The following is a 17,257-nucleotide window of genomic DNA, read 5'->3' on the forward strand; positions in this document are numbered from 1 at the left end:
CGGCGCGGGACAAGCCCGCTCACCACAGCAAGCCCGTTCGCCAGGGGGATCAGGTGTCAGCTTTCCAGCCAGACGTCCCGCGCCCAGTGCCACACCGACTCCCAGGTTTCTTCGGTGACGAGTTCTTCTTCGCCGGACCACAGCACCACGGTGCCGTCTTCTTCGACGCAGTAGTAATCGTCACCGTCCTGGCAGATCGGGATCATGCTGCGGTCAACACCGGCATCCCAGGCGTTGGCAGCCACGTCCGGCAGGTAGGTGTGGGATTGCGGGTCGGTGACAGTCACCGGCTCCAGGCTGCCGTACACCACGTCGCTGACGGTCAGCAGGAATTCACGGAAGACAAACGGGATATCGATGAACAGCTGTTCCTCGATTTCCACCAGTTGATCTTCGTCAGGCAACTCCAGAGGAACCGGGACCGGTTCGTTGGCTTCACGCAATTGTTCGATGATTTCTTCCACGGCCGGGATCCTCTTGCTGATGGCGCGGTTTATAGGGGCGTTTTATACAGTAGCTCGCTATAAGTGCAACCGTGAAATAGAAAACCCCGGACAGGTCCGGGGTTTTTTTACGGCTTGCTCAAGCGCGTGGGTATCAGCCGTTCTGGCGGATACCGGCGACCAGCCATGGCTGGTTGTCGCCTTGGGCACGTTCCATGTTCCAGCTTTCGCTGAACACTTCACCCTGGTCGAAACGCGAAGTCTTCGACACGCCACTGAAGGTCAAAGTTGCGATGGTCTTGTCGGCGCGATCATCCACACCATCCAGTTGCACGCGCAGGTCGTCGATATAGGTCGACTGGAAGCCGTCGCCCAGCTCGGCGCGCTCGCGCTTGAGGAACTCCAGCAGTTGTGGGGTCACGAACTCGGAGATCTTGTCCATTTCATTGGCGTCCCAGTGCTGCTGCAGGGACTGGAAGTGGCTGCGGGCCGCTTCGATGAAACGTTCTTCGTTGAACCAGGCCGGGGCGTTGATCACCGGGCGGGCAGCGGCAGGTGCAGCCGAACCACCGAAGATCGAACCCATGGCTGGCTTCTGCTCGAACACTTCACGCTGCATCGGCGCGCCGGCCGGAGCCAGTTGCTCCTGCTGCTTGCGGCGACGGGCGGCAATGAAACGGAAGACCAGGAAGGCGATGACCGCCATGATCAGGATGTCGAAGATCTGCATACCCTCGAAGCCGCCGCCCATGAACATGGAAGCGAGCAGGCCACCGGCCGCGATACCGGCCAGAGGGCCCAACCAGCGCGAAGCACCGCCGGCCTTGGCAGCGGCGCCAGCAGCACCGGCTGCGCCTGCGGTAGCGGCAGCACCGCCTGCACCGGCGGATGGAGCCATTTGGCTGGTCTGGTGAGTCGGTGCCGCGCCCGAGCTTTTGCCGCCACCGAAGCGTTTGGCGTTGGCGTCGAGACTCATCGTCAGGCCGATGCACAACGCCATGGCGATGCTAAGAAAACGTTTCATAAAGGGAATTCCCATTTGTGGATTGCACGCGCGCCATGTTGCACAGGTGTCGTGACAGTGGCTAGCGACATAATGTTTCGGGCTTTTGCGTAAGACCGAATCAGAATGGCCTGTAGGACTTATTACAGATATTGGCCCGCGCTCGTTAAAAACAAGGGCGGGCCAATAACCTTCATGTAGGCAAATGTTTCAGACTGCTTCGAGCTTCGCGTAGCCCATCATCAGCCACTTGCTGCCTTCGGCGAAATTCACCTGCACCCGAGCCTGAGCACCGGCGCCTTCGAAGTTGAGGATCACCCCTTCGCCGAAAATCGCATGCTTGACCTGCTGGCCCAGGCTGAACGGGGTTTCCGGGATCTCGGAACCGGCGAACATGCTGCTGGAGTTCTGCTGCTGGCCGCCGCCGAACGGGCGACTGACGCTGTTGGACAGGCGCACTTCCTGGATCAGCCCCTTCGGCACTTCGCGTACGAAGCGCGACACCTTGTTGTAGGTCTCGCTGCCGTACAGGCGTCGGGTCTCGGCGTAGGTCATCACCAGGTTCTGCATCGCGCGAGTGATGCCTACGTAGGCCAGGCGGCGTTCTTCCTCAAGGCGGCCGGGCTCTTCCAGGCTCATCTTGTGGGGGAACAGGCCTTCTTCCATGCCCACCAGGAACACATAGGGGAATTCCAGGCCCTTGGCGCTGTGCAGGGTCATCAACTGGATGCTGTCTTCATGCTCATCGGCCTGGGTGTCGCCGGCTTCCAGGGACGCATGGCCGAGGAAGGCGGCGAGCGGGGTCAACTCTTCGTCCTCCTCGGTGTTTTCGAACGCGCGGGCGGCGCTGACCAGTTCCTCAAGGTTTTCTACCCGGGCCTGGCCTTTCTCGCCTTTTTCCGCTTCGTGATAAGCGATCAGCCCGGACTGCTCGATCACCGTCTGGGTCATCAGGTGCAGGGGCATTTCCGCGCATTTGGCGGCGAGGTTCTCGATCAGCTCGACAAACACCCCCAGCGCCCCGGCAGCACGCCCGGTCAGGCCTTTATTGGCGATCAGCAAGCGCATGGCTTCCCACATCGACACATCGGCGTGACGCGCGTGGTCGCGGATCGCCTCGACGGTTTTCTCGCCGATGCCACGCGCCGGAATATTGATCACCCGCTCCAGCGCCGCATCGTTGCCACGGCCTTCGAGCAAACGCAGGTAAGCCATGGCGTTCTTGATTTCCGCCCGTTCGAAGAAGCGCTGGCCACCATAGATGCGGTACGGGATACGTTCGCGCAGCAAAGCTTCTTCCAGCACCCGTGATTGGGCGTTGGAGCGGTACAGGATCGCGATGTCGCTGCGCGCCAGGCCGGTTTTCAGTGCGCTTTCGATGGTTTCCACCACGTAGCGCGCTTCATCGTGTTCGTTGAACGCGGCGTACAGGTTGATCGCTTCGCCTTCGCCGCCGTCGGTCCACAGCTCTTTGCCCAGGCGCCCGGTGTTGTTGGCGATCAAGGCGTTGGCAGCCTTGAGGATGCCGGCGGTGGAGCGGTAGTTCTGCTCCAGGCGGATGGTGACCGCGTCGGGGAAATCGTCGGAGTACTGGTAGATGTTCTCGATTTTCGCGCCACGCCAGCCGTAGATCGACTGGTCGTCGTCGCCCACCACCATCAGGCTGTCGCCGCCCTTGGCCAGCAGGCGCAACCAGGCGTACTGCACGGCGTTGGTGTCCTGGAATTCGTCTACCAGAATGTGACGGAAGCGTTTCTGGTAATGGGCCAGCAAGCCGGGGTTGTCGCGCCACAGGTCGAGGGCGCGCAGCAGCAGCTCGGAGAAGTCGATGACACCGGCGCGTGCGCAGGCGGCCTCGTAGGCTTCATAAATGCTGCGCATGGTGGCCAGGAACAAGTCGCCGCTGGCCTGGATGTGCTGCGGGCGCAGGCCTTCGTCTTTCTGGCCGTTGATAAACCACTGGGCCTGGCGTGCCGGCCAACGCTGTTCGTCGAGGCCCAACTCGCGGATCACGCGCTTGACCAAACGTTGCTGGTCATCGCTGTCGAGGATCTGGAAGGTCTGGGCCAGGCCCGCTTCCTGCCAGTGTGCCCGCAACAAGCGGTGCGCCAGGCCGTGGAAGGTGCCCACCCACATGCCGGCCGGGCTGATGCCCATCAACTGCTCGATGCGGTGGCGCATCTCGGCAGCGGCCTTATTGGTGAAGGTCACCGACAGGATGGAATGCGGGGACGCGTTCTCGACCTGGATCAACCAGGCGATACGGTGCACCAGCACTCGGGTTTTACCGGAGCCAGCACCGGCCAGGACCAACTGACGGCCAACGGGGGCCGCTACGGCCTGGCGTTGGGCATCGTTGAGGGAGTTCAGCAAAAGAGAGAGATCATCGCGCATCGGCGCATTCTAGGGTGCCGGGGAGAGTCGGGCAAATCCCAATGCCGGGTGGTCGACGCAAAAACTCCGAGGTGATCCGGCAGGGCAAACATTCTGGCAGGGCTGACGACCGGTAAGTCATAGGCCACAGCCCGCGCACTGCCTCGCTCAAGGGGTCTGGCACCAAGGTTTGCGGCTGATCACCGGGTGATTTTTATGATCTGGAGCAGTTTGGCCCAAGCGCTTGCTTGTGTATGCTCCGTCGACGTTTCGGGCTCACCATTATAAGAACACTGCCTATGACTCTCAGCACCGACCTGCTTGGCCCCTCGGCGGCGCCCGCGCAGGTTATCCGCAAACATTACGCCACCGAGATGGCGGTCGAGCGCACACGCCTGCTCTATCAGGGCTCGTTGCTGCCCACCTTATTAATGCTGGTCAACGGCCTGGTCTGCGCCTGGCTGCTGTGGAACCCCAAGCAATACCTGCTCGACAGCATCTGGCTGGTGTGGCTGCTGGCCCTGGTGGCGATGCGCGTGATCCAGGTGGCGGCCTTTGATTCGGCCATGCCCAGCCGGCAGGCCCAACCGATCTGGCGGCGCATGTTCATGCTCGGCTCGGCGGTCAGCGGCCTGACCCTGGCCACTGCCGCCATCGCCCTGGTGCCGGTGGACAGCTTCATGCAACAGGCCTGGGTGTTCGGCCTGATCGGTGCGGCGACGCTGTCCGCCAGTGTCGCCTACGCGGTGAGCCTGCCGGCGTTCCTGTCCTTTGCCTTGCCATGCCTGGTGCCGGCCATCGTCTATCTGTTCTGGAACGGCGCCCCGCAACAGCAGGGCTGGGGCGTGCTGGGCCTGATCCTGCTGGCGTCCTTGAGCGTGGTGGCGTGGCAGGTCAACCGCCTGATCCAGCGCGGGCTGCTGCGGCGTTTCCAGAACCAGGCATTGATTGAGCATCTGCAGCAGGCGCAACAGCGCAGCGAGCAACTGAATCAGGATCTGGTACGCGAAGTCGAGCAGCGGCGTCAGGTTGAGCAGGAACTACGTGAGGCGCAGATCGGCCTGCAGGACCGCGTGGCGCAACGCAGCCAGGAACTGGACGCCGCCAGCCTTGCGCTGAATAAAAGCGAGGCGCGCCTGGCCATGGCCCTGCAAGCCAGCGAGCTCGGGCTGTGGGACTGGAACCTGCAAACCGACGAGGTTCATCACACCCAGCTCAAAGAGCTGTTCGGCCTGGAACCCGAGTACGTCACGGCCATGCTCGGCCACCTCAAGCCACGGCTGCACCCCGACGACCTGCCGCTGCTCAAGCGGGCGCTGGTGGAGCACCTTAAAGGGCGCACTGAGGATTACCAGGTGGAATACCGCGTGCGCCATGGCGATGGTCACTGGGTATGGATCGAAGACCGTGGCCGCGCCGTAGAGCGCGCGCCGAGCGGGCGAGTGATTCGAATGCTCGGCACACGCCGCGACGTCAGCGCCGGCAAAGCCCTGGAGGAGCAACAGCGACTGGCCTCGACCGTATTCGAGGCGGCCAGCGAAGGCATTGTGATCCTTGATCCGGACTACAAATTAATCGCCGTCAATCAGGCTTTCAGCCGTGTCACTGGCTTTGAGATCGATGACATGCTCGGTCGCAACGTCGTCGAGCTGCCCAGCAGTCGTGATGCGCGGCGCCACTTCCCGGTGATCCGCCAAGCGCTGCTCACGCATGGGACCTGGCAGGGCGAATTGGTAGAAACGCGTAAGAATGGCGAACTGTACCCGCAATGGCTGCAACTGAACGTGGTGCGCGATGTTCGCGGAAAAGTCAGTCATATCGTGGGCTTCTTCGCCGATCTATCGGCGCGGCGCGAATCCGAGGAGCGCATGCGCTACCTCACCCACTACGATGAGTTGACCGGCCTGGCCAACCGCTCGCTGTTCCGCGAACGGCTGCGCGAGGCCCATCAGCGTGTACGCCAGGGCGGGCGCAGCCTGGCGTTGCTGCATATCAACCTCGACCGCTTCAAGTTGCTCAATGACAGCCTGGGCCATGAAGTGGCCGACCAGTTGCTGCAAAAAATGGCCCGCCGGTTGATCAATGCTTTGCCCGAGGCCGACACCATCGCACGTTTGTCCGGCGATGAATTCGCCGTGTTGTTCGACGCCTACGGCAACCTGTCGAGCCTGGCGCGGGTGGCCACACGGCTGCTGGCCAAGCTGCGGGTGCCGGTGACGGTGGAAGGACATGAGTTGGTGGTGAGTGCGTCGATGGGCATCAGCCTGTTGCCGGATAACGCGCGTGAAATTTCCGCGCTGGTCAGCCAATCGAACATGGCCATGCAGCACGCCAAACACCTGGGCGGCAACAACTTCCAGTTCTACACCGACAGCCTGCAAGCCAGCACCCTGGAGCGTTTGCAGCTGGAAAACCATCTGCGCAAAGCTATCGACGAGCGCCAGCTCACGGTCTTCTACCAGCCCAAGCTGTGCCTGGCCACCGGCAAGCTGAACGCCGCTGAAGCGTTGATCCGTTGGGAACATCCGCAATGGGGCATGGTGCCGCCCTGCGACTTTATCGGCCTGGCTGAAGAAACGGGCCTGATCGTGCCGCTGGGCGAATTCGTACTGCGCGAGGCCTGCTGGCAAGCCTGTGAGTGGCAGCGCCAGGGGCTGGCGCCGATTCGTGTGTCGGTGAACCTGTCGGTGCATCAGTTGCGCCAGGGCAAGCTGGTCAGCCTGGTGCGCCAAGTGCTGGAAGAAACCGGCCTGGACCCGCAATACCTTGAGCTGGAGCTGACCGAAAGCCAGTTGCTCGACAGCGTCGAGCACATCATCGCGACCTTCCAGCAGTTGCGTGATTTGGGCGTGAAGCTGGCCATCGACGACTTTGGCACCGGCTATTCGTCCCTCAGTTACCTCAAGCGCATCCCCGTGGACTACGTGAAGATCGATCAGACGTTTATCCGTGGGCTCGGCCAGGGGCGCGAGGATGCTGCCATCACCCGGGCGATCATTGCCATGGCGCACGGTTTGGCGCTCAAAGTGGTGGCCGAAGGCGTGGAGGATCAGCAGCAGCTGGATTTCCTGCGCCTGGAACATTGTGACGAGGTGCAGGGTTATTTGATCAGCCGGCCGATGCAGGCTGATGGACTGGCAGATTTGTTACGGAAAAATGCAGATTTTCCTTAGTCGCGCGAGGATCTCCCCTGTGGCTACAAAGCGCCTGGCCTTTGAATATGAGGGTGACAGGGCAATTTAGTGATGCGTCGGGCGGGCAAAACGACAATTCTTGTAGTATAACTACAAGCTTGCTACATCCCTGGCCCTGCCAATAACAAGAGTCCTGCCCTTTGAACCTGTTGCAACATATCGCCCAGTCGCGCCACCTGTTACGCAAATCGGAACTCAAGGTTGCCGATCACGTGCTGCTTGACCCTGCGGCCGTGATGCACAGTTCCATGGCCGACCTGGCCCACAGCGTGGGCATCAGCGAGCCGACCATCGTGCGCTTCTGCCGCGCCATCGGTTGCTCCGGGTTCCAGGACTTGAAACTCAAGCTGGCCCAGAGCCTGGCTGCTGGTGCGAGCTTCGGCCAGTTTGCGATTCACGAAGACGATTCCGTCGCTGACTACAGCCTGAAAATCTTCGACACCACCCTGCACACGCTGATGGAAGTGCGCGAGAAGCTCGACCCGGTGGAGCTGCAAAAAGCCGTGACCGCCATGTCCCAGGCCCAGCGTGTGGAGTTCTATGGTTTCGGCGCATCCGGTGCGGTGGCGGCCGACGCCCAGCACAAATTTTTCCGCCTGCTGCTGACTGCGGCGGCCTACAGCGACCCGCACATGCAGGCCATGTCGGCGGTGACTTTGAAGCCGACTGACGTGGCGATCTGTATTTCCCAGTCGGGCCGTTCCAAAGACCTGCTGATCACTGCCAACCTGGTGCGTGAAAGCGGCGCCACGCTGATTACCTTGTGCCCGAGCCAGACGCCCTTGGCGGAGCTGTCCACGGTCAACCTGGCCATCGATGTGCACGAAGACACCGAGATCTACACCCCGCTGACGTCGCGCATCGCTCACCTGGTGGTGATCGACGTGCTGGCGATGGGCGTGGCCATGGCGCGCGGACCGAGCCTGGTCAACCACCTCAAGAGCGTGAAGCGCAGTTTGCGCAGCCTGCGTCTCTCGCCCAAGTCCGTCAAAGCCCTCGACGACTGATCCAGGGCCATACACGCTCAAAATGTGGGAGGGGGCTTGCTCCCGATAGCAGTGGGTCAGTCAAAGAGAAATCGGCTGATGTACCGTAATCGGGAGCAAGCCCCTTCCCACATTTGGATTGTTTACCTATTCGGAAGATTCATCGTCCTGTAACCCCCACGCCGTTAAACCGTCATCGCTACAACCCATCCTGTACTCCCCGTACTCGCATTGGGAGACTCCAAATGGCCCGGCCCTACGAAGACACCAACAGCTCCGTCAAAACCCGTCGTCAGCAGGAAGACCAGCGCCGCATGGCGTTCCGTCGCGCAATCGAAGACCGTTGCCAGGAGCGCCAACTGCTCCAGAGCATCAGTGACTACCCGGAACTCCACTGGCAGGCACCCGCGGCTGCCCAGCGAAGCGCTCAGCCAGCGCGCTGATTTGCACCCGTTCGCTGCGGATAAAGCCCAGGAAGGCATGGGCCACCGGTGACAGGCGCTTGGCTTTGGCCTGCACCAGGCACCAACTGCGGTACAGCGGCAGTTCTTCCACCGGCAGCTCTTTGAGCCCGCCGGTGGCCAGTTCCATATTGACCGCATGGCGCGTCAGCAGAGCCACGCCCAGTCCGGCGCAGACGCATTCACGTTGCGCCTCGGCCGAGGCCACTTCCACGGTCTGGGTGAAGTGCACGCGTTTCTCCTTGAAATATTCCTCGCAGGCCAGTCGCGTGCCGGAACCCGGTTCGCGCAGCAACAGCGTGTAGGGTTCAAGGTCCTGCAAGCGCAGCGGCCCTTGCAGGCTCAAGGGGTGATCGGGTGGCGCTACAGCCACGATCGGATTGTTGAGAAACGGCAGGAATTCCAGGCCCATGTCCTGGGGCACCATGGACATGATCACCAGGTCGTCGCGGTTGTCAGAGAGACGACGAATCACCTGGGCACGGTTGACCACGGTCAGGTGCAGCTGTACTTCAGGATGCTGGCGCTTGAACGCGGCAAACAGGTGCGGCACGAAGTACTTGGCGCTGGACTCGATCGCGAGCTTGAGCTGGCCCTGCAGCGAACCCTGCATGTCCGACAGCTGCATATCGAGGTTTTCCAAACGCCCGAAAATATCCCGGCTGGCCCGTTGCAGGGCTTCAGCCGCCTCGGTCATGTAGAGTTTTTTGCCGACATAATCGAACAGCGGCTGGCCGACCAGCTCTTCCAACTGGCGAATTTGCAGGCTGACGGCCGGTTGGGTGAGAGACATTTCCTCGGCTGCGCGGCTGTAAGAGCGCAAATCGCACACTTCATTGAAGATCTGCAATTGACGCAATGTCATACGCATCAATGACTTACGCATTATTTCAATCCTCTCGCCCCAGGCCGACCGGCCAACTATAAGTCTTTACTTATGCATGACCCAATAATTATTGATTTTTGTTAATCCCTCCACGGGCTTAGTGTGTGCCTGCGACTGGCTTGAAACATTTGGTCACGCGCCGACCCGGCTTCAGCGGGTCGAAGAACGCAGCAATCGGCTCAAGGGAATTTCCAAGTGATAAAAAAGATCCTGATCGCCAACCGTGGTGAAATTGCCGTACGAATCGTGCGTGCCTGCGCCGAGATGGGCATTCGCTCGGTCGCGGTGTACTCGGACGCCGACCGCCATGCGTTGCACGTCAAACGTGCCGACGAAGCCCACAGCATCGGCGCCGAGCCGCTGGCCGGCTACCTGAACCCGCGCAAGCTGGTGAACCTGGCGGTGGAAACCGGTTGCGACGCGCTCCACCCCGGTTACGGCTTCCTGTCGGAAAACGCCGAACTGGCGGACATCTGCGCCGAGCGTGGAATCAAATTCATTGGTCCTTCGGCGGAAGTGATTCGCCGCATGGGCGACAAGACCGAAGCCCGCCGCAGCATGATCAAGGCCGGCGTACCGGTCACGCCCGGCACTGAAGGCAACGTCGCCGACATCGCCGAGGCCCTCACCGAAGGCGACCGCATTGGTTACCCGGTGATGCTCAAGGCCACCTCCGGTGGTGGCGGTCGCGGCATCCGTCGTTGCAACAGCCGCGAAGAACTTGAACAAGCCTTCCCCCGCGTGATCTCCGAAGCCACCAAGGCGTTCGGTTCGGCGGAAGTGTTCCTGGAAAAATGCATCGTCAATCCCAAGCACATCGAGGCGCAGATTCTCGGTGACAGCTTCGGCAACGTCGTGCACCTGTTCGAGCGCGATTGCTCGATCCAGCGCCGCAATCAGAAGCTCATCGAAATCGCCCCGAGCCCGCAACTCACCCCGGAACAGCGCGCCTACATCGGCGACCTGTCGGTGCGCGCGGCCAAGGCCGTGGGCTACGAGAACGCCGGCACCGTGGAGTTCCTGCTCGCCGAGGGCGAGGTGTACTTCATGGAGATGAACACCCGGGTGCAGGTGGAACACACCATCACCGAAGAGATCACCGGCATCGACATCGTGCGTGAGCAGATCCGCATTGCGTCGGGCCTGCCGCTGTCGGTCAAGCAGGAAGACATTCAGCACCGGGGTTTCGCGTTGCAGTTCCGCATCAACGCCGAAGACCCGAAGAACAACTTCCTCCCCAGCTTCGGCAAGATCACCCGTTACTACGCGCCCGGCGGCCCCGGCGTGCGCACCGACACGGCGATCTACACCGGCTACACCATTCCACCGTTCTACGACTCCATGTGCCTGAAGCTGGTGGTCTGGGCGTTGACCTGGGAAGAAGCCATGGACCGCGGCCTGCGCGCCCTGGACGACATGCGCCTGCAAGGCGTGAAGACCACGGCCGCCTACTACCAGGAAATCCTGCGCAACCCGGAATTCCGCAGCGGCCAGTTCAACACCAGTTTTGTGGAAAGCCACCCTGAGCTGACCAACTACTCGATCAAGCGCAAACCCGAAGAGCTGGCCCTGGCCATCGCCGCCGCCATCGCCGCCCACGCAGGCCTGTGAGGAACATCCAATGACTAAAAAAATCTTCGTAACCGACACTATCCTGCGCGACGCCCACCAATCGTTGCTGGCAACCCGCATGCGCACCGACGACATGCTGCCGATCTGCGACAAGCTCGACAAAGTCGGCTACTGGTCCCTGGAAGTCTGGGGCGGCGCGACCTTCGACGCGTGTGTACGCTTCCTCAAGGAAGACCCGTGGGAGCGCCTGCGCAAACTGCGCGCCGCGTTGCCCAACACCCGCCTGCAAATGCTCCTGCGCGGCCAGAACCTGCTCGGCTACCGCCACTACAGCGACGACGTGGTCAAGGCCTTCGTGGCCAAGGCCGCGGTGAATGGCATCGACGTATTCCGCATCTTCGACGCCATGAACGACGTGCGTAACCTGCGCGTGGCCATCGAAGCGGTCAAAGCCGCCGGCAAACATGCCCAGGGCACCATCGCCTACACCACCAGCCCGGTGCACACCGTCGAGGCCTTCGTGGCCCAGGCCAAGCAGCTGGAATCCATGGGTTGCGACTCGATCGCGATCAAGGACATGGCCGGCCTGCTGACGCCGTACGCCACCGGTGAACTGGTCAAGGCGTTGAAAGCCGAGCAGAGCCTGCCGATCTTCATCCACTCCCACGACACCGCCGGTTTGGCCGCGATGTGCCAACTCAAGGCCATCGAAAACGGCGCCGACCATATCGACACCGCGATCTCCAGCTTCGCCTGGGGCACCAGCCACCCGGGCACCGAGTCGATGGTCGCCGCCCTCAAAGGCAGCGAATTCGACACCGGCCTGAGCCTGGAACTGCTGCAGGAAATCGGCCTGTACTTCTATGCCGTGCGCAAGAAGTACCACCAGTTCGAAAGCGAATTCACCGCCGTCGACACCCGTGTGCAAGTCAACCAGGTACCGGGCGGGATGATTTCCAACCTGGCCAACCAGTTGAAAGAGCAGGGCGCGCTCAACCGCATGGGCGAAGTGCTGGCTGAAATTCCACGGGTGCGTGAAGACCTCGGCTTCCCGCCGCTGGTGACCCCGACTTCGCAGATCGTCGGCACCCAGGCGTTCTTCAACGTGCTGGCCGGTGAGCGCTACAAGACCATCACCAACGAAGTGAAGCTGTACCTGCAAGGCGGCTACGGCAAGGCGCCGGGCACGGTGAACGAGAAGTTGCGCCGCCAGGCCATCGGCAGCGAAGAGGTGATCGACGTGCGCCCCGCCGACCTGCTCAAGCCGGAGATGACCAAGCTGCGCGGCGAAATCGGCGCACTGGCCAAGTCCGAAGAAGACGTGCTGACCTACGCCATGTTCCCGGACATCGGACGCAAGTTCCTCGAAGAACGTGACGCCGGCACCCTGGCTCCAGAGGTGCTGCTGCCGATCCCTGAAGCCGGTGGCGTGGCTCGTGCCGGTGGTGAAGGGGTGCCGACCGAGTTCGTCATCGACGTGCACGGCGAAAGCTATCGTGTGGACATCACCGGTGTCGGCGTGAAGGCCGAAGGCAAGCGCCACTTCTACCTGTCCATCGACGGCATGCCCGAAGAAGTGGTGTTCGAACCGCTCAACGAGTTTGTCAGCAGCGGCGGCAGCAAGCGCAAGCACGCTACCGCGCCGGGCCATGTCAGCACGGCGATGCCGGGCAACATCGTCGACGTGCTGGTCAAGGAAGGCGATGTGGTCAAGGCCGGCCAGGCCGTGTTGATCACTGAAGCGATGAAGATGGAAACCGAAGTGCAGGCTGCGATTGCCGGCAAGGTGACCGCCGTTCACGTGGCGAAGGGCGACCGGGTGAATCCTGGCGAAATCCTGATTGAAATCGAAGGCTGATCCAGCCTTCGACACGACCGTTTAATCCTCGGGGGGGCAGGTGCCCCCCTTTTTTTTGCCTGGAATTTGGCTCTCAGGCCAGTGGGGGATCCTTGCGTTTGAAGCCGACGAATACGCCCGTCGGGGTGTAGGTCAGCTCCGGTGTCAGGGTTTTCAGGTTACTGGTCACGGTGCCGAATTGTCCTTCAAGCGCCTTCGCGTTGACGATGCGCAACTGCCGTGTGAGCAACTCGTCACTTTCGTTCTGCACCTGTATGTTCAGCGTGCCACCGCCGAGGTTGGCGGCGTTGTCGACTTTCAGCGTGCGGTGGGCTTGCCCCGTACCGACGGTAAAGCCCAGGGTCGATTGTTTTTCCAGATGCAGGTCGTTTTTGATCCGGGTCTGGGTTTGCGTGGCAGGGTCCAGCTGCAAGTGGCCGGCCACGCGCAAATTGTCAACGGTGCCCCCCCTGTAGGTGCCGCCGGCGTCGACCTTCATTGAGCCGCCAATACGACTTTGGTTGATCAAGGTTGCGCCGCTGTAGACCTCGCCCTGCTGGTTCGAGTCCACCGCACCGGTCAGGGTCCAGGTGCCTGCGCCGACCCACAGGTGTTGCATCTGGTTGGCACCGTTGAAATGGCCGCCCTTGGTATCGTCGAGAATGACTTGATTCGTGCCACTGCCGCCATCGATGGTGCCGTCGAAGCGGCCGCCACCGCGAACAATCAACACGTCGTCGCCACCACCCATCTCCAGGGCGACGCCGTTGCCACCGGCAATCAAGCCAGCGTTGATCACCACGTCAGATTTGTCCCCATTGAACGTCACCCCGGCGCCCCGTTTACCGGCGATAAGCCCTTGGTTCTCCAGCCAGACTGGCATCAGGCCTGCGGTGTGCAGCCCGTGGTCAGGGCCAGTGGTTTTTGCGCTCGCGCTGTTGTTGATTTCGACGGTGTGCAACGAGAGTGATGTCGCAGGTTTGTTGGAGGGGGTGATCAGTTTGGCGAATCGGTCGATGTTGAGCCCCGTGCCATTGTTGAGCGTAATCGAGACGGAGCGCAGGCTGGTGTTTGGCGGCAGGACGGGGGCTGTGCTGAGCTCACTCTTCGGGTCTGGGGGCGCGCTGAGGTGGTGGTCGAGGGGAGCCGGTTTTGGCGTTTCCTGTACGGCCTGTGCCAGCGTGCGGGTGCCATAGGCCAGCAACGCGCCCAGGGTGGGTAAGTACGATGATATTGACGACATAGTGGTTCGGTCTCGTGTGGGGTCGAGACCGAAATGTAGCGAGAAGGCGCACACCGCGGATGCCAGAGCGTGCAGCGGGTGCGTGTGTGAGGTTTCCTTAAGGTGCTGGCGTTAAAACCCCATTTGCCACTGGCCCATCACACCGTGGTTGCGACTGTCGGTGCCTATGTCTGCGGTGTACGCAACGCTGACGGTCTGTTGTGCCGACAGACCCCAGTCAAGGCCCGCTTGCAGGCCCAGGCTGTTGCGGTCCAGGGCAGTGCCTTCGATGGTGAAATTGCTGTTGAAGTCTTTGTTATCGACCAGGGTGGAAGACTGCCGAACCTTGCTGTCGACGTTGCCATACAGGTGCTTCCAGCTGGTGGTCAGGTAGGGCTTGAGGCTCATCTGGTTATCCAGTCGGTGAAGGCTGGCCAGTCGAACGCCGAAGGTGCTGCTGAAGTTCTTCTGGGTTTGTTCGCCGACATTCAGGGCCGCCCGGCCACCGTTTTCCTTGAAGCTGTCACGGTGATAACGCTGGTAGCCGATACCCGCGAAGGGCTCGGCGGTGAAGTCACCCTTGGTCATCTGGTAGCCCAGTTCGGCGAAGGCTGACTGGCTTTGGGCGCTGTATTTGCCCTTGAGCTGCTCCCGATAGTCGAAGAAATCAATGTCGATGTTGCGTTTGTTCTGACCGTCATGGCTGCTGTAGATCGCCCCGAGGCGAAGGGCCATCGGACCGTCCTGGCGCACGGCGTAACTGCCCAGGTGCCAGCTGTCCAGTTCGGCGTGGAAACGATTGGCGTCGAAGGTGCTGTCGGATTTTCCGCCCATCAGTCCGATTCGCCATTCATGGCCCGCGGCCCAGTCGGCACCGACCACCACGCCCCGGATGTCGCGCTGCAAGCCGGCACTGCCGTGCTGCCCGGACAGGCGACCGCCATTGTTCAGGCCCAGGGCCCACACACGTGTGCTGTCTTCGACGGAGCCGTTAGGCTGTTCGCGCATGGCTGACAACAAGCCGCTGCTGATCTGTTCCACACCTTGTTGGGTGGCCGTGCCGAGGTTGGCATTCTGGCTCCCGGCCAGTTGCTCCAGGACCGCGCCGACCCTGCCAGGCGCAAGGCTGTGGAGGTAGTCGCCGATTTGACCTATTTCATGTTTGTCCCAGTCGCTTAGCTCATCCGACTTCAGCAAGGCGTCTACCGCGGAGTCGAGTACATGCGCCGCCATAAGGCCATTACGGCTGGTCGCTTGCCCGGCGAAGGTGAAGTCGGAAGGCACAGGCAGCGCGGGATAGCCCGGACCCCGCTCGGGGTCGTAGGGCCTCTGGAAGATCCACTTGTTGGGTGGCTGTGCCTGCGCCTGTGCGAGTTGAACGCTGGTGAGGCCCAGCGCAAAGGTGATGGCAAGTACAAATTGTTGTGATGTGGAAGACATGCAATCCCGACCTCTGATGTATGAGGTCAGGGAATTTAGCCGGACGTCGAGGTAATGACTGTCAGGTCAGGTGCCGCTCACGTGCGGGAGAACTCTCTAGTCTGCTGTGGCAAAAGACCTGGGTGGTCGCTCGAATTGTGGGGGCGACTTCAGCGGTCTCACCCGCGCCTGACGTACCCCTTGCCATAGTGACGCTCCATCCGCGCCTGGATCAGTTCCAGGCCCAGGGACATGACCCAGTAAATGATCGCGGCCGTGGTGAGCATCTCGATGTAGCGATAGCTGGAGCGGCCGTAGGATTGCGCCAGGAACATCACTTCCCACACGCCCATCACCGAGATCAGCGACGAGTCCTTGAGCATGGAAATGAACTGGTTCGTGGTCGGCGGAATAATCGTACGCATGGCCTGGGGCAGGGTGACGTGCCAGAAGATTGCACTGTCGCGCATGCCCAGGGCCAGCGCGGCTTCGCGTTGCCCGTGGGGGACGCCAAGAATGCCGGCGCGAAAGATTTCGCTCAGGTAAGCGCCATAGTTCAGCGACAGCGCAATGATCCCGGCGACGATGGCGCCCGGCACCAGGCCCAGTTGCGGCAGGCCCAGGTAGATCAGCAGGATCTGGATCAGCAGCGGCGTACCACGGAAAAACGACGCGTAAAAGCTGGCGATGCCAAAGGCCACGGCACTTTTGGACAAGCGCCCGAGCGCGGTGACGAAGCCCAGCACCGACGAAGCGGCAATCGAACACAGACACAGGAACAGCGTCAGCGCTGCGCCTTGCAGGAAGCCATTGGGTGCCAGGTGCAGGCCAACCAGGTTGGGCAGCTTGTCGACGATGATCGAGAACTTCAGGTCAAAGCTGAGGAAGAAGCTGGCAAACAGGGCGAACAGGGCCGCCCAAGTCAGGTAAAGCCGCGTGCGAAAGCCCAGCAGGGCGCGCGCAGGTTTTGGAGGAACACTCATTGGCTGATATCGGCACCGATCCATTTTTGCGACAGTTTGCTCAGGGTGCCGTCCTGTTTCAACTGGGCAAACACCTCACGCACCTTGGCGTCCCACTGGGCATCGCCTTTTTCGATGGCGACCGAATTGGGTTCGGCGTACAGCGGCTCGCCGGCGAGCTTGAAGCGGTTGTCCTGGTTCAAGCGCGGCTGGGCGGTGACCAGGTTGGTGAGGATCGCATCCAGACGCACACCGGCGCCCAGGCCGAGGTCCTGGAAGGCGACGTTATCGGTGTCGTACGGGGCGATCTGCACGTCCTCGAACGGGTACTGCAGTTGGGTGTCTTCGGCGCCTTCGATCACCAGGTTCTTGTTCAGGTAGCTTTCGTAGCTGGAGGCGCTGGTGAGCCCGACCTTTTTGCCGCTCAGGTCCTTGGCGCCGTGGATGCGATCATCCTTGGCATTGACCACGATCACGGCTGGGGAGGCGTAGTACTCCACCGGGAAATCAAACACCTCGGCGCGGGCCTTGCTCGGGGTCATCGAGCAGATGCAGATGTCGTAGCGACCGCTCCAGCGGCCAGCGGCGATCACGTCCCACGACGGCGTTTCCAGGCGCAGTTTCACACCGAGCTTTTGCGCGACGGCCTTGGCCACATCCACATCGAAGCCGTCGAGTTGGTTTTGGTCGTTGAGGAACGAGAACGGCGGGTAGCTTTCCATCAGCACGCCCACCAGTTCTTTCTTCTTCTCAACCCGGTCCAGGGTCGCGCCGCCAAAGGCTTGGGTGGAGGCAGCAAGCATCGTCAGGCCCAAGGCCAATAGCGGTTTAAGTTTCAAAGAGGCACCTGAATAAAAAAGAAGTTGTTATGAACCGAATGGAACGTATTAAATAGTTAT

Annotated in this window: 13 protein-coding genes; 5 read left to right on the forward strand and 8 right to left on the reverse strand. The window is 61.3% G+C overall.

The window, feature by feature from the left end; translation table 11 throughout:
• Positions 1-56: 56 nt before the first annotated feature.
• From AD670_RS00895 to uvrD, 3 genes are all read right to left on the reverse strand, one after another.
• On the reverse strand, positions 57-464 hold the full coding sequence (locus AD670_RS00895) for an SMI1/KNR4 family protein (protein WP_017739032.1): 408 nt from the start codon (positions 462-464) through the stop codon (positions 57-59).
• A 133-nt stretch (positions 465-597) separates the two neighbouring features.
• A complete protein-coding gene (locus tag AD670_RS00900) occupies positions 598-1,467 on the reverse strand; it encodes a Tim44 domain-containing protein (RefSeq protein WP_053127536.1) in 870 nt (289 codons plus the stop codon).
• 189 nt (positions 1,468-1,656) lie between these two features.
• Positions 1,657-3,840: a DNA helicase II gene (uvrD, locus tag AD670_RS00905; RefSeq protein WP_053127538.1), complete on the reverse strand. Its 2,184-nt coding sequence runs from the start codon at positions 3,838-3,840 to the stop codon at positions 1,657-1,659.
• 278 nt (positions 3,841-4,118) lie between these two features.
• Here uvrD and AD670_RS00910 point away from each other — a divergent pair, with 278 nt between their 5' ends.
• From AD670_RS00910 to AD670_RS31800, 3 genes are all read left to right on the forward strand, one after another.
• On the forward strand, positions 4,119-6,992 hold the full coding sequence (locus AD670_RS00910) for an EAL domain-containing protein (protein ID WP_053127539.1): 2,874 nt from the start codon (positions 4,119-4,121) through the stop codon (positions 6,990-6,992).
• A gap of 161 nt (positions 6,993-7,153) precedes the next feature.
• Complete coding sequence (gene hexR, locus AD670_RS00915) at positions 7,154-8,020, forward strand: transcriptional regulator HexR (RefSeq protein WP_010168370.1); 867 nt, start codon at positions 7,154-7,156, stop codon at positions 8,018-8,020.
• Positions 8,021-8,244: 224 nt separating this feature from the next.
• Positions 8,245-8,442 (forward strand): PA3496 family putative envelope integrity protein, encoded by a 198-nt coding sequence (locus AD670_RS31800; protein WP_082340881.1) that lies wholly within the window; start codon positions 8,245-8,247, stop codon positions 8,440-8,442.
• Here AD670_RS31800 and AD670_RS00920 read toward each other — a convergent pair.
• Positions 8,372-9,346, reverse strand: coding sequence for a LysR family transcriptional regulator (locus AD670_RS00920; RefSeq protein WP_027608220.1), 975 nt, complete (start codon positions 9,344-9,346; stop codon positions 8,372-8,374). The two genes, AD670_RS31800 and AD670_RS00920, sit on opposite strands and share 71 nt — an antisense overlap.
• A gap of 195 nt (positions 9,347-9,541) precedes the next feature.
• On the opposite strand from AD670_RS00920, the gene AD670_RS00925 reads away from it, so the two are divergent.
• Both AD670_RS00925 and oadA read left to right on the forward strand, forming a co-directional pair.
• Positions 9,542-10,957 (forward strand): acetyl-CoA carboxylase biotin carboxylase subunit, encoded by a 1,416-nt coding sequence (locus AD670_RS00925; protein ID WP_003213442.1) that lies wholly within the window; start codon positions 9,542-9,544, stop codon positions 10,955-10,957.
• Positions 10,958-10,967: 10 nt separating this feature from the next.
• Positions 10,968-12,776: a sodium-extruding oxaloacetate decarboxylase subunit alpha gene (gene oadA / locus AD670_RS00930; protein ID WP_053127541.1), complete on the forward strand. Its 1,809-nt coding sequence runs from the start codon at positions 10,968-10,970 to the stop codon at positions 12,774-12,776.
• Between the two features lie 73 nt (positions 12,777-12,849).
• Here the strand turns inward: oadA and AD670_RS00935 are convergent, their stop codons facing one another.
• The 4 genes from AD670_RS00935 to AD670_RS00950 all read right to left on the reverse strand — a co-directional run bounded on the left by AD670_RS00935 (position 12,850) and on the right by AD670_RS00950 (position 17,197).
• Positions 12,850-13,998 carry a hypothetical protein gene (locus AD670_RS00935; RefSeq protein WP_053127542.1) on the reverse strand — a complete coding sequence of 383 codons (1,149 nt, stop codon included), beginning with the start codon at positions 13,996-13,998 and terminating at the stop codon, positions 12,850-12,852.
• Between the two features lie 111 nt (positions 13,999-14,109).
• Positions 14,110-15,417: an autotransporter domain-containing protein gene (locus tag AD670_RS00940; protein ID WP_053127544.1), complete on the reverse strand. Its 1,308-nt coding sequence runs from the start codon at positions 15,415-15,417 to the stop codon at positions 14,110-14,112.
• A gap of 158 nt (positions 15,418-15,575) precedes the next feature.
• Positions 15,576-16,346, reverse strand: coding sequence for an amino acid ABC transporter permease (locus tag AD670_RS00945; protein WP_053128145.1), 771 nt, complete (start codon positions 16,344-16,346; stop codon positions 15,576-15,578).
• 29 nt (positions 16,347-16,375) lie between these two features.
• Positions 16,376-17,197, reverse strand: coding sequence for an ABC transporter substrate-binding protein (locus AD670_RS00950; protein WP_053127546.1), 822 nt, complete (start codon positions 17,195-17,197; stop codon positions 16,376-16,378).
• Positions 17,198-17,257: the final 60 nt, after the last annotated feature.

The sequence above is a fragment of the Pseudomonas sp. MIACH genome, from assembly GCF_001269925.1.
In the GTDB taxonomy this organism is placed as follows: domain Bacteria; phylum Pseudomonadota; class Gammaproteobacteria; order Pseudomonadales; family Pseudomonadaceae; genus Aquipseudomonas.